Below are 16,392 nucleotides of genomic sequence, written 5' to 3' on the forward strand. Positions count from 1 at the left end.
TGGCCACCTAGGCGAGGCGCATCCGGGCCTTCCTGACCTCCGCCATCGCTCCGCGCGGGTTCCCCATCGCCAACGCCATGAGAGCGGCTCCCAGATGCATGACGGCCGGGGAGCGGTCGTCGTAGTAGTCGTCAGCCCACCCGACGTCAACGTAGACGTCGTCACCGACGGGCAGGTTGAGCCCGGGGAACGGGGTGCGCAGGATGCTGACGCCGTCTCGGATCTGGTCCATCCGGGCATCGACACGGGCGAGGGCCTTTTTCGGCGTGTCCGTATCTCCGCGGCTCTTACCGGCCCTGATGTCCACCTCGGTCTCGATCTGCCAGTGGGGCAGCAGAGCGGCGATGCCGCGGAGCTGCTGCTGGGCGCGGTCTACGGCGGCGCCCACCTCCTCGGGGGTCAGGGGGCGGCAGGCGCCGCCGCTGGGGAATGCCCAGTTGCCAGCCTGGTCGGGAACCTCGGAGGGCAGCCGGGCGAACTGAGCCGCGGGAATCACCAGGGCCGCCGGGACGGTGTCGGCGACACGGAGCTCGTCCAGCCGGTCGGCGAACTGCCGGCAAACGGTATCGATGTCGGCGATCGCGGCGGCGACGTCGGCAGCGTGCGACGGGTCGACAGTCATGATGCAAAGCCCCTTTGCTGCTAGAGCCCGAAGCACGGGCGTGGTCCGGTCGGGGAGAATTCCCGGTGGCCCGGGTGTCTGGGAGAGTGGCACGCCCTACCGACACACGGCATTGGCAGGACGCCCTGGACAGCTGCCCCGCTACGCGTCCAGGTCCGCGGTCGGGTCGTCCATGTCGGCGCGGGCCATCACGTGGTAGGCGCCCATCGGCAGCATGGCCTGAAGTCCTTGCAGGATCTCGTCCGCGGTGTCGAGTCCCATCGTCCGGCCCCACGCTGTGGCCAAGGCCTTGGCCTTGGAGTCCTCGGGCTCGGCAGCCTCGGCTCGGGCGTAGACCTCCCGGGCCTGGCGCATCTCGGCGGCGAAGGCCTCGCGCGCCGCATTCAGGGCGGTGCTCATCACAGTGACGTACTCGTAGTAGGCAGTACCGTTGAAGACCCGTTCGTCGACGGAATAACCGGCGTCCTGGGCGCCCTCCCTGTTCTCCCGCAGCCAGTCGTCGGCCTCGCGGAGGAAACGCCACAGGTCGTCAGGTCGGCCCAGGGCGCGATACGAACCGACCTGGTGTCCGGTCCGGATGAGCCGCCGCAGCATCTCGGCGCGGGTCACGCCCGCCTCGGCCGCCTGCTCGTCGACCGCGTCCAGGAGGGACTCCGGCAGTTTGACGTCGGTGGGCCGCTTCTTCTCTCCGATCTTGGGGCGTCCGCCCTTGTCCCGCTCGCCGAAGAACTGGCGGACGGCGTCCTCCTCCTCGTTGTGGCGCAGCCAGGTCCGGGCCGCGCTGTCGTCGAGGAACTGGTAGCGCGCCTGGTTCTCCGCGCCCTCTCGCCAACGCTGGAGCACCCACTTACCGCCCGCCGTCCGGTAGAGCGCCTGGTGGTAGCCGTCCACTCCTCCGGCGTTCACACCCACCTGCCGGTTCAACCGCTTGTCCCACCGGGTGTTCTCGGGGAACTTCTCAGCGGCGCCGGGATCGAACCGGCTCACCACCGCCGGCTCGTCGACCGTGGGGTCGTAGTAGTCGTGCACGTCGACGCGGGCCATCGCCGCTCCTCTGAGAGGGGTCTGCGCGGGGGCTCCCACACAGCACCAACCTAACAGGTTTTCACCCGTGAAAACTTGAGGTTTAGGTTTTCACGGGTGAAAACCTGGCGTTCAACGACGGAGTCTCAACTGACCGGTCGAGATGGGTGATTGCCGATCCGAGTCCCTGGAGGTCCACGCGGCCACGTCCAACCCGCCGGGCCCCGGTGCCCGCTCCGGCCTGCGAAAGTGAACACCCGCCCCGGGGCCGGACAGTACGATGCCGGTCGTCATCAGCCCTGGTGAGATCCGCTGGCCGCATCCGCGGCCGGTGCACTCGACACCGAAAGGGCACTGCCATGCCTGACTACTACTCCGGCCTGGACCGCGGCGAGCGGAACGAACTGCGCGGACTGACGGACCGGCTGTTCGCCACCGGCATCCAGGCCACCTTCTCGCAGCTCACGCAGCCGCAGGCGGACGCGCACGTGTGGCTGACGGCCCCCGGAATCCGGCCGCCCCATGCCTGACCGGCCAGGCGAGCGGGCACCCCGGAGGCGGTACCGCGTGATGCCGGTCCGGCACGCGGTGAAGGCGAGGCGGCTTCGACGGAGCCGGAGTTCGGTGGCCGCTCCGGGGGTGCGCTCATGCTTCGAGAGTGATGGGGCCGTCGGGAATCCAGCCGTCGACGTAGCCTTCCATTGGCACGCCGAGATCCCAGGCAAAGGGCGTCGCCGTGCCAGCGCACAACCCGGCGATCGGACAGTGCTCGTGCTGCCCGTATACGCACCCGACCCAAACGCGGTCGAGTACCCGGAAGGGGGCTGGGCTCTTCTCGCTCAGACAGATAGGTCGGGGTCACCCCGGTCGGGGAGACCCCCCTCTGAGACGAGCGCCTCGTGCGTAAACTCGCCGCTCACGCACGGCGGCCGGACACTCGATTCGTGCACACTGTTCTCCTGCCCGATGACGAACGCGCCCTCATCAACGCGGTTGAGGCCATGGCCGCGACCCGAAGCACCCGCTCGGCCGAGCACGTCGTACTCGACCAGGGCCGGTTGCTGACCGCCAGGCCATGGCCGCGGCGGGGCGCGCCCCGCCGCGGCCGGCCCGGGCAGTGCCACCGCAACTCGCTGCGCGTCGCCCGAATCACCGGAGGTGTCTACGTCGAGGGGTACGCGCTGGGCCCTGACGGCATGGCACGGCCGCATGCGTGGTGCGTGGCCAGCGATGGCGCTGTTCTGGACCCCACGTGGCCTGGTGGGCGCGCCCACGCGTACCTGGGGGTGCCCATGAGCACCGAGTTCGTCCTCGCGTTCCAGGGCCGAACTCTTACCCGGACGTGCTTTCGCGGTGTGCTGGACACCGAGGTCCAGGTCACCCGCGACGCCAACCGGATCTTCACAGCCGGCGTACCGTCCTACGGTCTGATCGACGTCGGCCGTCCCCTTGAGCTGGGCTGCTCGCCGCCCGCGTAGCTCTCACCTCGGGTGGATCGGGGGGTACCGGCGGCCACAATCAGCATCCTGACCACCCGGTGGAGGCGGCCAGGCTAGACTGCGGAGCGGTCGACCTGGCTGGGCTCGCCGACCTTCCCTGCTCTCGCGGGGTGCGCAGTCGGTTCCCGACCGCTGCCGATGGCCTCTGGTCATCTGCCATTCCCCGCCCGTGCGGGGATTCCTCCCCTTCTTCTGGGCCGAGGGCTTCCTTTCCCCGCGTACGCGGGGTTGACCTGTGTTGGCCTGTGTTGAGCTGGGTTGATTGGGGTTCGAGTGGCTGTTGATCACGTGTGCAGTGCGGACGAGTACCGGCGCGGTCGACGTGATCCTGGGTGTCGGCGGGCGCACTCGGAGATGACCGCGCAGTACAGGCCGCGCCGCTCCGACGGGGTGTCGCCAGAGGTCCGTCGGAGGGTCGCCGAGTTGCTGGAGCAAGGATTGGACGCCGTGGCGGCGGCACGACGGACCGGGCTGTCCTGGCAGATGGTTCACGAACTCGGACGGATCGACGAGGCAGTTCACCGCGCGATCAATGGGCTGGGGCCGGAAGACCCGGTGGAGCTGATCGACGTACCGCGCCGGCCGCAGGTGCCCCTGCACCGCCAGGACAAGCGGTTCGGCGACGACCGCCAGGAGCAGGTGCTGGCCGGGTTGCGCGAGGGTCTGACGCCGCATTCGGCGGCGGTCCGGGCAGGCGTGTCCCCCTGCACCGTGAAGCGACACATGGAACCGGGGCGGCCGTTCGCGGTGCTCGCGACCGCGGCGCTGGCCCAGGCCGCGGCCCGGCTGGTCTGAGCCGCCAGAACCCGGCGACGGCTGGCGCCCTCACCACGCCGGTAGGGACGCTGGCCGCATGGAGCCCCCGTGTGGCGGCCCGTTGCGGCGGCGTCCTTGACAACGGAGGCCACATCCTCGAACCGGCGGACGCGCACGGCCATCGCGGTGAGCGGGGCGCGGTATCAGTGGCCGCGGTCGTGACGATCCGCCAGGTGCCGGATGCCCGCGGAGATGATGCGCATGCCGATGAAGTCCAGCGCCCCTCCTGGTTTGCGCGCTCTGCCTGGCGATCAAGCGGGTCCGCCATGCCCGGCACTGGACTCCGCCCGGCACCGCCCTCTGCCTACGGCACGGCCGCTGGACCGGAGCTCACGGACAGCAGTTCGCTGTCACGGCTCTGCCGGAGGTTCTCCAGGCCCAGCGCCCTCACTACCGGCTGATCCGCCGGCACGGCTGGCGGGACGTCGCCCGGGCGATGGACGACGCGCTGCGGATTTGCGGCACCTGGTGGGACAACCGGCGCTTCACCCAGGCCCTGGACCGCCGCCGGGCCGTCCTGCGCGGCCCGGCCTGGGCCGGGCACGGCCAGAGCCTCACCGTCGCGGCCTGCGGCTATCCCGAGGTCGTTGCTCTGGCCGGCCTCTTCCTGACACCCGCGCTGCGGGCCCTGCCGTTCACCGGCCGCACCGGCGACTACCGGGGCTTCGTCCAAGAGGTCCGCGACCGCGCCGCCCCTGGCTACTGGGACGACAAGATCGCCTCCAACGACCCGCTCACCCTCTGGATCGAGGCCGAACGCCACCACCACACCACCGCGACGGGAACCCGATGACCCGAAACAACCGCCGGCTCGACTCCCCGGTGGTCGAACGCGCTGCCGGACCGATGACCGTCGGCTACGTCCGCACCGTGATCGGCCAGAGCCCGGTCACCCAGATCAGCACGCTCCTCGCGGCCGACGTCGCGGAGAAGGAGGATCCGCTGCCACCGCTGCTCGCGCAGCATCGGCCAGTACTCCTCGGTGTGGCGGAGGGCGGCCAGCACCCCGCCCGCGGCGGAGGCCCGTCCGGCCTCCGCCTTGGTGGGCAGCATCGCAGCGGCCTGGGCGGTCACCCGGACCAGCGCCGCGTTCATCTCGCCCTGGCGGCCCGTCAGCGCGGCCTCGGCCCCGAACGCGCCCTGCAGTGTCTTGGCCGCCCAGACTGCCCACCTGGTTCTCCACGAAGACCAACAACATCGACGACCGAGCCCAGCACCACATGCTCGTCTCCGCAGCCACCCAGGCCCTGCACGAACTCGCTCACCTCACCAGCACAACTCCCGCCGGCCTGGCTCACGCGCTCCCCGCCTTCGGCGCCGACGAAGGCCCCGTCCGGGCCACGACCGCCTGCCACCGGTGTACTGCCCGCCTCGGTATCCGCGAGCCCGTCCCCGTCCACCTCCCGATTCACCACAAGGTCTGCACACAACACGGGATCTGGCTCAGCGATCTCGGAGAACACCACCTCGGCCTCTCCCTATGTCCCGAGATCACCACCGCCCAACACCGGGCGAACCGCCTCCTACGACGCTTCACACCCCAGCAACTCACCCTCGCCCACCAAACCGCGGCCACCGCCGTCGCGCCCTGGCCGGCCTCCCCAGCCGCCGTCCCGCACCACTGGAGATACCGGCTCCTCGCACTGCAGACCCACAATCACCAACGCGGCGTCCCGACCGACCTCGATGCCTACACACACGCCGCGATCTACCCCGACACCATCGAACTCGCCGCGGCAATACTCGCCAAGCATCCTCACGATCCAGCAAGATCCACTGGCGAGACCTCTCCGCACCTCCGAACGCTGACGCCCGTGAGTCACGGTCGCTTCGCCACTCAAGATTCCTCGTCGCAGGTCAGAACGACCGCGTCAGGGACGACTCGGTGACACAGAACACCCGGATGAGTGAACTCGTTCGAAAAGCGCGCGTGATCGTGACACCATGGACCGCGTGATGACGAACCGAAAGGTCCATGCCGCGTAGACGGCCGACGGACGTCCGGACCAGCCTCCCCCCACACCGGGCACAGGCTTCGAGACCCGCGATCGACGGTGTCTCCTCGCGGGCACTCTCCGAGGTAGCCCGTCTCGAACGCACCCGGAACTACCTGCAACTAGGGGATGTCACCGTCGCTGTGCGCCTGTGGCGGGACCACGTTCGCCGCTCCAAGCGGCAGCACTGGCCCGACTACGAGCTGGGCAACGTGCACTGGTACTGCTGCGGCAACCCCTTGGAGGCTCGCGCCCTCCTCGACACGGTGATGCACGCAATGTCACCACGGGCCGCCCGCGAACTCCGGAAGATCATCGACAGGCTTGACGCCGCCTACAGCATCCCTCTGCCGCCGCATGACGGCGAAGGAACATAGAGCACAAGCAGACCACCTAGAGACCCTCCCCCTCCGGGACCAGCACGGCCCCGCAACTACGCGGGCGGCACCTCGCCGACCTCCCCCGCCACATGCCAGGCCCAGAGCGCCCGGGCGCCCTCCAGGGTGCGGCACCATCCGGCCTGGCGGCCCGTCCGGCAGACCTCGAGTCCGTCCTTGCAGGAACAGGTGACTCGGAAGTACCCGGCCCAGCGGGTCACGACGGCTTCCTTGATCCAGCCCTGGTGCTCCCCCGCGCTGACCCGGATCGGCTTGGTCACCGCGTCCAGCTGCTCGCGAGTCACCCTGACCAGTAAAAACAAGTCGTAGCCCTCCACATAGTTGTCGGTGGCGGGGTAGTGCCACGTCAGGTCAGCCACCCACCGACCGCCGCGGCTGTAGACCCGGTGGACGGTGGCGTGGAATTCCTGCTCGGGGAAGTTCTGCATGACCAGGTCGCCGACCCTGACGGCTGTTCCCGCCCTCAGCGGCACGGCAGCGCGCTGTCGACTCTCATCCAAAGTTGACGTCACCCCGCACCTTGACGATCTTTGCTATCGCGCGCCGGGCATCGTCGCCGGGAACGTCGATGTCGGCCCGGCCGTGCGCGGCCGCTTCGGCGCCGGAGCCGAAGAGCGGCACCTGGGAGGTGTAGTCGACCGCTTCGGCGAAGGTGGCGCTGTCGATCCGACCGCCGAGAAGCGCGATCTGCAGCGCGAGGAGTTCTGCCCCGCCGTGGCAGCCGATCCAGCCGGCGCACATGCGGCGCTTGTCGCTGTCCCGGTCGATCTGGTGGCACTGCCACACCGTCCTGGGCTGCTCAACCATCGGCCGGTCGTACTGCTCCAGCTTGTCGTACTCCGTTGCCGCCCAGACCCCCGAGGGGACATCGCGCCGGTAGGGGCAGGTGTCGCAGGCCTTCGGCGCCGGTGGCCGAATCTCAGACGTCATCGTGATCACGTTCTTCCTGTGAGGGGGCAACGGATGCTTCGGGGAGGATCGCGCCGAGTGTAGAGGCGGGCCGCTTCAGCGGGCGGTAGTCCCAGCAGGCACAGGACCGGCACGGGATGGTGCCGGCAGCGGTGAGGTGGAAGGCATGCTGGTTGTCCCGGTGGCCGCAATCGCAAGGGGCGCGTTCCGCGGAGCGGCGGCGGCATTCGGCGGTCGCCCTGTGCGCGAGGGCTTCGTCTGCTGCAGCCCGGGCGGCGGCGCGCATGGTGTCTGCGGTGATCGGGCCGGAGATGAGGTGGTGGGTGCCGGCGGCCGCGAGCGTCTGTTGCAGCGCGGGGTCGTCGGTCAGGCGGGCGGCGAGGGCGGTCAGTACGGCAGCTTGGGCCTGGCGTCGCAGGGCGACGGCGTCGTGGTCGGCGGCGGTCATCGGCGGCGGGGTCGTGTCTATCACGCCGCGGCGCCATCCCCGCGCTTGATTCAGTCGGGCCGCCTGATAACCGGCGACGAGGAACGCGGGGTCGTGGTAGTACCAGCGGTCGTAGTGTTCGTCGGCGTCGAACTTGGACCAGACACCAGCTACGGCGTCGGGGTGGCGGGCGGTGAGGTAGGCGCACATCGCGACCCGGTGGTCGGGGGTGAGGCCGGTGACGGCGAGTGTGTCGTAGCTGGCGTCGAGCTGCTCCAGGAGCTGTGCGCGGGGCAGCTGCGGGTAGACCGGCACGGTGCGCAGGGAGTTCCACTGGCTGGTGCGCCCGAAGGGGTTGTCCGGGCCGGGTCGGCGGGAGAAGTCCGTGGGCTGGAGCACGTGGTACTCGGTGGTGTCGGCGGCGCCCTGCTGTGTCTGGGTGATGACGCCGGTGCCGCCGGGCACGTGTGGGGCCCAGTACTGCGCGACGTGGAAGACGCGCGTCTGGGCGGGCAGGGGGTGTTGAACGGTGGGGCGGATGATCGGTGTCAAGGGGGTTCCTTGTCGGCTTGTGACGGACGACGTCCGGGTTCTCCGGTCCGGTCAGTTTCCGGACCTTGGTGTCGGTGTGCGCGACGGTCGGGGTGGCCGGGCCCGGCTCTGGTCCGGGCCCGACGGGCGCCGTAGGGGCTAATTCTGGTAGGCCGCGATCAACTTGCGTACCTCGTTCGGAGGCAGGCAGCCGGGGTGGCGGTAGGTGCTGGGCGGTTCGCCGTTGCGGCCCCGGATGTGCGACAGGTAGCGCGGCCCGGACCATCCGGGGCACCCGGGGAGTATGCACTCCAGCCACCAGTGGTTGTCGGAGCCGGGAAAGCCGCTGCGGGCGCGCCAGAACTGGTCGGCGATGATGGCGAACGCCCGTTTGGCGCTACCGATGTTGCGGTCGTTGACGGGCAGACGGGGGTGGAGGAGGGGAACCTCCTCGAGTGGCTCGAAGACCCGGGGAACGAGGTCGGCCAGGGGGATGGGGGTGATGTTCCCTTCGAGGTACTCCGTGATCACGTAGTCGGCGGCCCTCTCGGTACCGGGCTGGCCCTTGTGGGGGCGGCCGACGCAGTGCTCCTTCTTCCCGTTGGGGACGCCGCACCAGGGGCGGTGGAAGCGGAAGATGCGCCCGAGGACCAGGTCGGTCTTGTCGGGCCACACGATGACCGGGTAGTGGCACTCGATGTCCGGGTCGCCGAGGCGGTAGGGCAGGCGGGTGGTGCTCACGGGGGTGCTCCTTGTCGCGGGCGACTTCAAGAGCGAAGCCGAATCACTCATTTGGATGACCTGAGTTTATCAACTTGGGCAGAATGAGGCCCCCGCGCCACAAGGCAATGCACCGCCAGAAGCAGGCCCAGACAGGTCCTCAGCTGGGGAGATCCCCGGGGACCGGTGAAGGCCTGGGCCGTACAGTCGTTACAGCGACCACGCGAAACGCGGTCGCTTCACCACAAAGGAATGAGGGCACCAGCCTTGGCAACCACCTCCGGCACGAATACCGCCGTCGAGACCACCATCACCCTGCTGCAGGCACGACTTCCCCAGCTCGAAGAAGAACAAGCCGCCCTGGAAAGCAAGTTGGCCAAGGTCACCGAGGACCTCGCCTCGGTACGCACCGCCCTCAGCAGCCTGCAGTCGCTCACTCCAGCGCTTCTGGAGGCGGACACCGTGGCGGCCGCCGAGCCCGTTCCCGTGGTCGAGGAGCAGGAACCGCTTCCGGCCGGTGAGGCGCCGGTCGCGAAGAAGAAGGCGACCCGTACCCGCCGGACGGCCGCTGCCGCGAAGCAGCCGGGCACGGAGACGCCGCGTAAGGGCCGCAAGGCTGCTGCGGCGACCCCGGCCGCCGAGGAGCCGGTCACTGCTGCTGCGCCCCGCAAGCGGACCTCGAAGAAGGCCCCGACGTCGAAGGCCTCCGGCAAGGCGGCTCCGGCCGGCCGCTCCGGCAACCTCTCGGACATCATCCAGGACGTCCTGGCCAAGGCCAGCGCGCCACTTCGAGCGAAGGAAGTCCTCGAGGCCGCGGGCCTGGAGGACACCAGCAACAACCTCACCAACGTCACGGCGACGCTCGGGCGCCTCGTCAGCCGGGGCCAGGCGCAGCGTCCCGGCCGCGGCCAGTTCGAGGCGGCGCCGCAGGGCTGACGGCGTCCGAGGTCGATCGGCGCCGTACCGCCCCAGGGGGACGGCTGCTGCTGCCGTCTGCGGTCCCCGTGCGGGCCCCACTGGGATCCGCACGGGGGAATCGGGTCGGGGCCGCCGGTGGCACCGTGCAGCACCTCCGGCTGACAGAGCCCGAGGCGAGCGCGGTGCCCGTCCTTCGCGCTCTTCGAGAGGTGCACGGCCTATCACTGGCACAGGCACGGTCCCTGGCGGACGAGTTGAAGACGAACGGCCTCGTGGGCACGTTCGTCGAGATGGAACTCGTAGCCACCAGGCTCCGGCACCATTCCGCCGGAGTGACAGTCGAAACATCGTCCGGCTGACCGTCCAGAGCGAGCGACACGCCGGGCGACACAATTCCCGCAGCCGGAAAGGTCTCCAACCCTCCGCGTCGAGGACACCGTCCACATCGCATTGTCCCTGGTCAGCCTCTTCCCCATCGCGATGGCTCAAGATAACGGCCGCAAGCGCCACATCGTGGTCGACACCCGGGGCCTTCCACTGCTGGTCATGGTCACCCCGGCCAGCTTGAGTGACCGCGACGCCGCCAAGGAAGTCCTGTTCCGACTTCGGCTGATGCACCCCGAACTCACCATCGTCTGGGCCGACTCGGCCTATGCCGGAGAGCTGGTGAAGTGGGCGAAGAAGTTCCTGAACCTGACCATCAAGACGGTCCGCCGACCGCCCAACACCAGCGGCTTCGTGGTCCTGCCCCGCCGCTGGGTGGTCGAGAGGAGCTTCGCCTGGATCATGCACGCCCGCCGACACGCCAGAGACTACGAACGCCTGCCCCAGCACAGCGAAGCCCTCATCACTTGGGCCGCCGTCACCGTGATGACCCGGCGCCTGGCCCGGCAGTCCTGACCTTCGAGGGCGGTGGGCCGTCCGCGGCGAACCTGAGCACGCTGCCCAGACTACGTGCCGCCGCCCGCTCCCGTCTCCCGTCTCCCGCCTCCCGTCGGAAGATCACCACAAGTCGCCCGCGAGCTCCACCAGGCCGGCCCCGACCCGCCGTACTGAGTGCCCAGACCTGTGTCACGGCTGTTCACCCGGCAAGGCCCTGGCCACGGCCTCTGCATACGGATTGAGAACACCCTCAGCATCTCCTTGCAAGGCATCCTCCAGCAGCCCTGCCAACGCCCATCAGACGGCGATGTCCACCCGCGGGTTTCCCTGACGCAGCGACTCGGCGGCGCGCTCCAGAACTCCATTGCTGTCCAACAGAGACCCCCTGATCAGTTGATGTCTCGACTGGAGTCGATCAGCGCAAGCTGCTGCTCGGGAGGGAGTTGGTCCAGGAACACGGCGTCACCGAAACGCCGGTGCTTCTCGGTCAGGGCCTCGTCGGCGCTGGCACCAGATACGGCAGCCCACGCAGCAGTGCACCAAGGCTCCTCAGAGGCGGGGAAGCAATGGAGCCTTCCGTGGTCGAAACACCACGCAAACGTAGCAAGCCCCGCAGCAGGCATCATCACAACCTCCTGTAGCACCGATTGAGCCCCGCTCGAGTACGCGGCGAAGCCCACCAAGCAGTATGACGTCTGGATCACCAGCTACACCCGAGCGAACCATCTGCCGCCCCTCGGTCACCGAGGCGATGGCCTGGCCAACTCTCCTATCCCGTTTGGCCAACTATCTGTCGAGTCCCGGCACGGGATCGCAAACAGCTTCTCACAGCTCGTCCGCGTGCTGTTCCAGGCATAGCTTGATCAAGTCGTCGGGTGCGGCTCGGTCTCACCGCGCCACATCGTGAGGGCGGTCGCCTCCAACGCCTTCTTCGTCTGCGGCCACAACGGCATGGCGTGGCGCAGCCTGGACTGGAAGTGCGGGCCGTGCGGTTGGCCGGGCGGGCGGGTGGCGTGGACCAGTTCGTGGACCAGGACGTACTCCGCGTACGAGGTGTCCAGCTGGAACAGGGTCCAGTGCAGGTCGACGGTGTGGCTGTGGCCGCGGTAGACGCCCCAGCGACGCGCGCCGATGTCCCGGACCCGGATCGTCGGCATGGTGTGCAGGCCAAGGCGCCGTGCCCAAAGCGGGGCGACCTGCGCGGTCCAGCGCACGCCCTCCCTGCAGTAGAGGTCGATGATCGGTTTCGCGCCGCGCTGCGCCAGGGCGGTTCGGTCGGCCGTGATCCAGTGCTGACCGGCGTGGTCCCGCTCGTTCGTGACGGGTCGGGAGCGGCGGGTGTTGGTGATCCGCAGCCGGTGGGAGACGCCGAGGAAGTCGAAGCTCGTACTGGGGATGAGCTGCTTGGGCTGGTGCATCGTCTGCGCCGTTTTCATCGCCCGGACTATCCAGCCCCGGTTGGCCGTGACCATCTGGACGACCTCCTGAACGGGGATGTCGGCGGGCACCGCGATGTCGAGGGGCTTTCCGGGCGGCGCGTGCAGGCCGATGCGTTTGCGGCGGTCGCTGACCCGTACCGTGAAGGCGTGGCCGTCCAGGGCGGGAAGCGTCTGCAGGGCGGCAGTGTAGGGGTCTTGCGTCACTGAAGGTCTCGCCTTTCCGATGAGACGGGGGCTGGCGTCCAGCCCCCTCCTGCGAGTGGCTGGGTCAGTCCGAGGTCAGGCAGGCCAGCACGAGGGCAGCGTCGCCGAGGGAGTAGTCCGGCAGTTCCAGCCGCGCGAGGCCTGCGTCGAGGACCTCGACCCGCACAATCCCGTACGTGCGGCGGTCACCGTCGGGCTTGTCGTCGAACTCGAACGTCTCGCCGGGCGGGAAGCCGTCCAGCGTCTCGCCGCCGTCGAAGTGGTCGTGTGGCTCGCCCCAGGCCGCCCGGTACCCCCTGGCGGCACGGTCGATCGGGACGCGATCAAGGGTGAGAGTGCAGCACTGGACCAGGTCGGACAGGTCGATCCGGACGGTCCCCGAGCCATGGGGCGTCTCCACCGCCAGCGTCACGACCTTCGGCTTCTCCGTCTCGTCCGGAACGACGGGCAGCGGCAGGCCGGTCCTGGCCCGCAGGTAGTCGGCTGCGGCCCGCACGAGCGTGCGCACCGCCTCGTCGTAGACCTCTACAGGCGTCGGCTTCTGGGCGGGTTGGCCGGGCCCGTCCGGCTTCGGCGGGGCCGCCTCGCCGGCCGCGCGACGCATCTTGGCCACGACGAGGCCCAGGCTGCGCCGGTCGATCGGCATGGCCGGGTGCCCGCCGGCGGCGATCCTTGCGGCCAGGCAGTCCAGTTCGTCGGCCAGGCGCAGCACGGCGTCCGGCGTGGTGTCGATGTGCGCGGCCGTACCGACTCCCTTGGGCCGGATCTCAGCGCCGCGCACCAGGTCCGCGAGTTCGCGGTTCGTGAGGGCGTCGGCGTTCGCGAGCAGGTAGGTGTGCAGGCGGCCGGGCAGCGTGATTGTTGTGGTGGCGATCATAGCTCCTCATCAGCATCAATTTAGATGACGCAAGTTTATCAACTGTCGAGCACGCAGGCCCTCGTTCCACGCGGCACCATCCCGCCGCCAGTGCCGACCCCAAACCACCTCCGAGGGCCGCCGGAAGGCCCGCCGGGGCTCGGCGCATGGCTCCGAGCGCGGGTGCGGACACGCCCCCCACCCCCAAGACCTCGGGTCCACCCCGCAGCACACGCCCCTGAAAATCAGCCGCGAGACTCGATGGCACCCAGGGCGCCCGAGGCGTGCGGGAGCAGCGGGGGCGGCTTACGTTGGCGTGCCCACGGTGACGCCGGTCGGCCACTCGCAGTCAGGCCGACAGCGGGGCATGTGCCGTGTGGACCGGATGACCCATTCACCTCTCGTTGATAAATTTAGGTCATACAAACACGACCGTGTGTGCAGGTTCGCGGCGGCACCGCGTGGCCGCACCTGGCGATCCGCCACCGACTGGGGAGGCTCCGTTGCCCACCGCCCGATCCGGACCGCCGGCCTTCCGCGGCCGGCCCGTCTACCGGGGTTACGTCGAGCGTCCGAACGCCAGTGGCATCGTCGGCACGGCCACCACGCTGCACGCCACCCGGCTTGTGGGCCTGGCCATCCGCCGCCACCTCGACGTCGCGGCTCGCCCGCACGGCGCGCTCGTCATCATCCGCACCCACCGGGGTCAGTGGTCGCACCGGATCACGCTGGAGCCCTACTCCGAGAGCCAGCCACGCCACGTCACCGCCGCCGGAGAGCGGGACGGCCGGGTGCTCGCGCTCGCCACGCTCTCCGCAATCAGGGTCGGCCGGCCGAGCGGCAGGACGGAGGACAGAAACCCGTGAAGCTCGCGCCGCTCACCCTCTCCCACCACCTCTTGAAGGAGCATCACGTGTTGCCCTCGACCGAAGTGACCCGCCGGATCATCGCCATGGCCGAGGAGGCCGGGTTGCACCCCGAAGTACGGCCGGCCTTCGGGAACAGCTACCGCGTCGTCCTTGATGCCAAAGCCGGCATGGACTCGCCGATCGGATACATCGAGATTGGCAGGCGGTCGGGGCGCGTGCTGCGTGCAACCGTGACGGTCGGCCTGAGCAGCTCCGCGCCGCAGCGGGTGGAGCTGGATGGTGTGGCGGCGGTGCGTAGGTGGCTCCAGGGGCACATCGGCGTTACCCGCCAGTAGAAGTGGCGCATTTCCGCAGGTCACACCGATACCAGCGAGTAACAATGTGGCTCTCGACCGCACGGCTTCGGGACTGCGCGTCAACTCGCCGCCGTCAACCCGATGAGAGCTTCAAGCCCACAGGGAACCTCGCCAGCCTGCAGTTTGGGGTCCTGGCGGGCCTTCTCCTGGAGAGCGACCAGCTGGCGCGGCCGGCGACTGGGCAGATCCGCTCCCCGCAGGGCGCGGCCCCATGCGCGCCGGTTCGGGCGCAACACCGCCGGAGGGCCGCACGGGCCTTGGCGGAGCGAGAGGCCGGACACGGTCGCAGATAAACTCAGGTCATACGAACCAGGCCAGCCGTCGGAGGTACCACCGTGACAGCCGCCGCGCTGTGCCCGAACTGCGGGGAGCGGCATGCCCGCCCCGACGCCGACGGCCGCTGTGACGCGTGCGCCCAGGCGCGGCCGGCTCCCAGCTCGAGGAAGGCCCCAGGAGCGCTGTGGTCGCTCGCCGAGGCCCACGCCGAGTACCCGCAGGTCCCGTTGTCCACCCTGAAAGGCTGGGCGCGCGAAGGCCGGTTCGGAGACACCCTCGGTGAATCGGTCGGCGGCACGGGCCGGCCCGGCAAGCTCTACGCGAAGAAGGCGATCAAGAACGCCCTGGTCAAGGCAGGCCGTGTCACAGCCAAGGGCGAGCCGATCCAGCGCCCTCACCGCGGACGTGTCGTTCCGCCGGGCAAGCACCGCACCCGCTCGGGCGTCCGGCTACTCGGCATCGCCGATCTCGCCGACCTCTTCGGGATCTCGCCCTACACCGCCCGCGTCTGGTCGTCCCGTCCCAACACGGTGACGCCTACGTTCCTGGCCCCGAACGCCTGGATCGACGCGGCCGGGAATATGACCACCACCGCCCCGCCAGAGGGACGCCACCACGGGTGGCATCCCCTCTGGCGTGAAGACCACCTCCGCAAGTGGGGAGCTCTTCCGAACGCTCACGGGCATCCGCGGCTGCTGGAAAACGGCGCCCCGAACCCTGCTGCTCTGGACTACGGACGTCGGCGAAACACGCCCTCCTGACTGCCGATCCCAAGCGGCTGCCAGCCCCAACTGGACGTTCATGCCGACATCCATCGGCAGATCTCCGCGCGCCGGGAGAGCATGGGTTGAGCTGGAGCTCCTCGGCGGTGAACGACGGCAGATCTCCGTACGCCGGGAGAGCACGTGCTCACCACCCCGATCCTGATCGGCCTTCTCGGCAGAACTCCGTACACCGGGAGAGCGCTTGTCCGAAATACAGATGTTTCCGTCGAACGTCGGCAGATCTCCGTGCGCCGGGAGAGCACACGATCGGGTCAGCAGCCGCGTTCTCGCCCCACGGCAGATCTCCGTAAGCCGGGGAGAGTACGCGGGGAAATAGGGCGGCGCCCATCCAAGGTACGGCAGATCTCCGTACGCCGGGAGAGCACATCAGCAGGCTCGACCAGATCATGTTGAGGACCGGCAGATCTCCGTGCGCCGGGAGAGCACGACCAGGAGGCACCGATGACGTCGCCCTGGTGCGGCAGATCTCCGTGCGCCGGGAGAGCACCGAGGGGGGACTGAATCCTGCAGCTCCCGGACCGGCAGATCTCCGTGCGCCGGGAGAGCACCATGGCAACCGCGGCACCACCGTCGTCCAGTCCGGCAGATCTCCGTACGCCGGGAGAGCACGCGCTACCGCCCGGTTCCGGGTCCTGCGCGTTCGGCAGATGTCTTGAACGGCTTCCGTTGGACCCGGGCGAACGGTGGAAAGTGGCCCCACCCCTCGAACGGGCAGACGACGGCTCAGCTCGCCGTCGCCGACCTCTTCTCGCTGGCTGCGCTTGTGCCCGGACCGCCTACAGGCCCGCCGGTCGAACACCTGGCGGAGCCACTTCTCATCGTTCCGGTGGGGCCACTTGAGACCGTCGCAGATCGGCAGATCTCCGTG

Annotated in this window: 17 protein-coding genes, 1 pseudogene and 2 CRISPR repeat arrays (1 of these 20 cut by a window edge); of the genes and pseudogenes, 10 read left to right on the plus strand and 8 right to left on the minus strand. The window is 69.4% G+C overall.

The window, feature by feature from the left end; translation table 11 throughout:
• Window positions 1–7: 7 nt before the first annotated feature.
• Complete coding sequence (locus tag ACIOGZ_RS28370; RefSeq protein ID WP_400987913.1) at window positions 8–622, minus strand: hypothetical protein; 615 nt, start codon at window positions 620–622, stop codon at window positions 8–10.
• 141 nt (window positions 623–763) lie between these two features.
• Complete coding sequence (locus ACIOGZ_RS28375) at window positions 764–1,666, minus strand: CopG family transcriptional regulator (protein WP_363632957.1); 903 nt, start codon at window positions 1,664–1,666, stop codon at window positions 764–766.
• Between the two features lie 338 nt (window positions 1,667–2,004).
• On the opposite strand from ACIOGZ_RS28375, the gene ACIOGZ_RS28380 reads away from it, so the two are divergent.
• The 5 genes from ACIOGZ_RS28380 to ACIOGZ_RS28400 all read left to right on the plus strand — a co-directional run bounded on the left by ACIOGZ_RS28380 (window position 2,005) and on the right by ACIOGZ_RS28400 (window position 6,331).
• Complete coding sequence (locus ACIOGZ_RS28380) at window positions 2,005–2,175, plus strand: hypothetical protein (RefSeq protein WP_363632959.1); 171 nt, start codon at window positions 2,005–2,007, stop codon at window positions 2,173–2,175.
• A 414-nt stretch (window positions 2,176–2,589) separates the two neighbouring features.
• Window positions 2,590–3,123, plus strand: a complete 534-nt coding sequence (locus ACIOGZ_RS28385) for a hypothetical protein (protein WP_363632961.1) — start codon at window positions 2,590–2,592, stop codon at window positions 3,121–3,123.
• A gap of 375 nt (window positions 3,124–3,498) precedes the next feature.
• Window positions 3,499–3,939 (plus strand): hypothetical protein, encoded by a 441-nt coding sequence (locus ACIOGZ_RS28390; protein ID WP_363632963.1) that lies wholly within the window; start codon window positions 3,499–3,501, stop codon window positions 3,937–3,939.
• A gap of 457 nt (window positions 3,940–4,396) precedes the next feature.
• Window positions 4,397–4,753, plus strand: a complete 357-nt coding sequence (locus tag ACIOGZ_RS28395; RefSeq protein WP_363632964.1) for a hypothetical protein — start codon at window positions 4,397–4,399, stop codon at window positions 4,751–4,753.
• 1,344 nt (window positions 4,754–6,097) lie between these two features.
• Window positions 6,098–6,331, plus strand: a complete 234-nt coding sequence (locus tag ACIOGZ_RS28400; RefSeq protein WP_400987917.1) for a hypothetical protein — start codon at window positions 6,098–6,100, stop codon at window positions 6,329–6,331.
• 56 nt (window positions 6,332–6,387) lie between these two features.
• Here ACIOGZ_RS28400 and ACIOGZ_RS28405 read toward each other — a convergent pair whose 3' ends face one another.
• From ACIOGZ_RS28405 to ACIOGZ_RS28420, 4 genes are all read right to left on the minus strand, one after another.
• Entirely contained in the window at window positions 6,388–6,852 is a 465-nt protein-coding gene (locus ACIOGZ_RS28405) for a hypothetical protein (RefSeq protein WP_400987919.1), read from the minus strand.
• The gene (locus ACIOGZ_RS28410; RefSeq protein WP_400987921.1) at window positions 6,845–7,282 is read right to left on the minus strand and encodes a DUF6283 family protein; all 438 of its coding nucleotides are present in this window, start codon (window positions 7,280–7,282) and stop codon (window positions 6,845–6,847) included. Before ACIOGZ_RS28410 ends, ACIOGZ_RS28405 begins: the two co-directional genes overlap by 8 nt.
• Window positions 7,272–8,240, minus strand: a complete 969-nt coding sequence (locus ACIOGZ_RS28415; RefSeq protein ID WP_400987923.1) for a hypothetical protein — start codon at window positions 8,238–8,240, stop codon at window positions 7,272–7,274. Before ACIOGZ_RS28415 ends, ACIOGZ_RS28410 begins: the two co-directional genes overlap by 11 nt.
• Before the next feature lie 138 nt (window positions 8,241–8,378).
• Window positions 8,379–8,960 (minus strand): hypothetical protein, encoded by a 582-nt coding sequence (locus ACIOGZ_RS28420; RefSeq protein WP_400987925.1) that lies wholly within the window; start codon window positions 8,958–8,960, stop codon window positions 8,379–8,381.
• Window positions 8,961–9,206: 246 nt separating this feature from the next.
• Between ACIOGZ_RS28420 and ACIOGZ_RS28425 the strand changes: the two genes are divergently transcribed.
• Both ACIOGZ_RS28425 and ACIOGZ_RS28430 read left to right on the plus strand, forming a co-directional pair.
• Entirely contained in the window at window positions 9,207–9,875 is a 669-nt protein-coding gene (locus tag ACIOGZ_RS28425) for a hypothetical protein (RefSeq protein ID WP_400987927.1), read from the plus strand.
• A gap of 474 nt (window positions 9,876–10,349) precedes the next feature.
• Window positions 10,350–10,748: pseudogene (locus ACIOGZ_RS28430) on the plus strand (transposase); the annotation flags it as partial.
• 854 nt (window positions 10,749–11,602) lie between these two features.
• Here the strand turns inward: ACIOGZ_RS28430 and ACIOGZ_RS28435 are convergent.
• Window positions 11,603–12,382 (minus strand): M48 family metallopeptidase, encoded by a 780-nt coding sequence (locus tag ACIOGZ_RS28435; protein ID WP_400987928.1) that lies wholly within the window; start codon window positions 12,380–12,382, stop codon window positions 11,603–11,605.
• 64 nt (window positions 12,383–12,446) lie between these two features.
• Window positions 12,447–13,259 (minus strand): hypothetical protein, encoded by an 813-nt coding sequence (locus ACIOGZ_RS28440; RefSeq protein WP_400987930.1) that lies wholly within the window; start codon window positions 13,257–13,259, stop codon window positions 12,447–12,449.
• A 482-nt stretch (window positions 13,260–13,741) separates the two neighbouring features.
• Between ACIOGZ_RS28440 and ACIOGZ_RS28445 the strand changes: the two genes are divergently transcribed.
• From ACIOGZ_RS28445 to ACIOGZ_RS28455, 3 genes are all read left to right on the plus strand, one after another.
• The gene (locus tag ACIOGZ_RS28445) at window positions 13,742–14,104 is read left to right on the plus strand and encodes a hypothetical protein (RefSeq protein WP_400987932.1); all 363 of its coding nucleotides are present in this window, start codon (window positions 13,742–13,744) and stop codon (window positions 14,102–14,104) included.
• Complete coding sequence (locus tag ACIOGZ_RS28450) at window positions 14,101–14,442, plus strand: hypothetical protein (RefSeq protein WP_400987934.1); 342 nt, start codon at window positions 14,101–14,103, stop codon at window positions 14,440–14,442. The genes ACIOGZ_RS28445 and ACIOGZ_RS28450 overlap by 4 nt, the downstream gene beginning before the upstream one ends.
• Window positions 14,443–14,798: 356 nt before the next feature.
• Complete coding sequence (locus ACIOGZ_RS28455; protein WP_400987936.1) at window positions 14,799–15,500, plus strand: hypothetical protein; 702 nt, start codon at window positions 14,799–14,801, stop codon at window positions 15,498–15,500.
• A gap of 54 nt (window positions 15,501–15,554) precedes the next feature.
• Window positions 15,555–16,133: a CRISPR direct-repeat array (repeat unit 29 nt; unit sequence CGGCAGATCTCCGTGCGCCGGGAGAGCAC).
• Between the two features lie 244 nt (window positions 16,134–16,377).
• Window positions 16,378–16,392: a CRISPR direct-repeat array (repeat unit 29 nt); it runs 624 nt beyond the window's last position.

Source organism: Kitasatospora sp. NPDC088160 (assembly GCF_044741445.1).
Taxonomy (GTDB): Bacteria; Actinomycetota; Actinomycetes; order Streptomycetales; family Streptomycetaceae; genus Kitasatospora.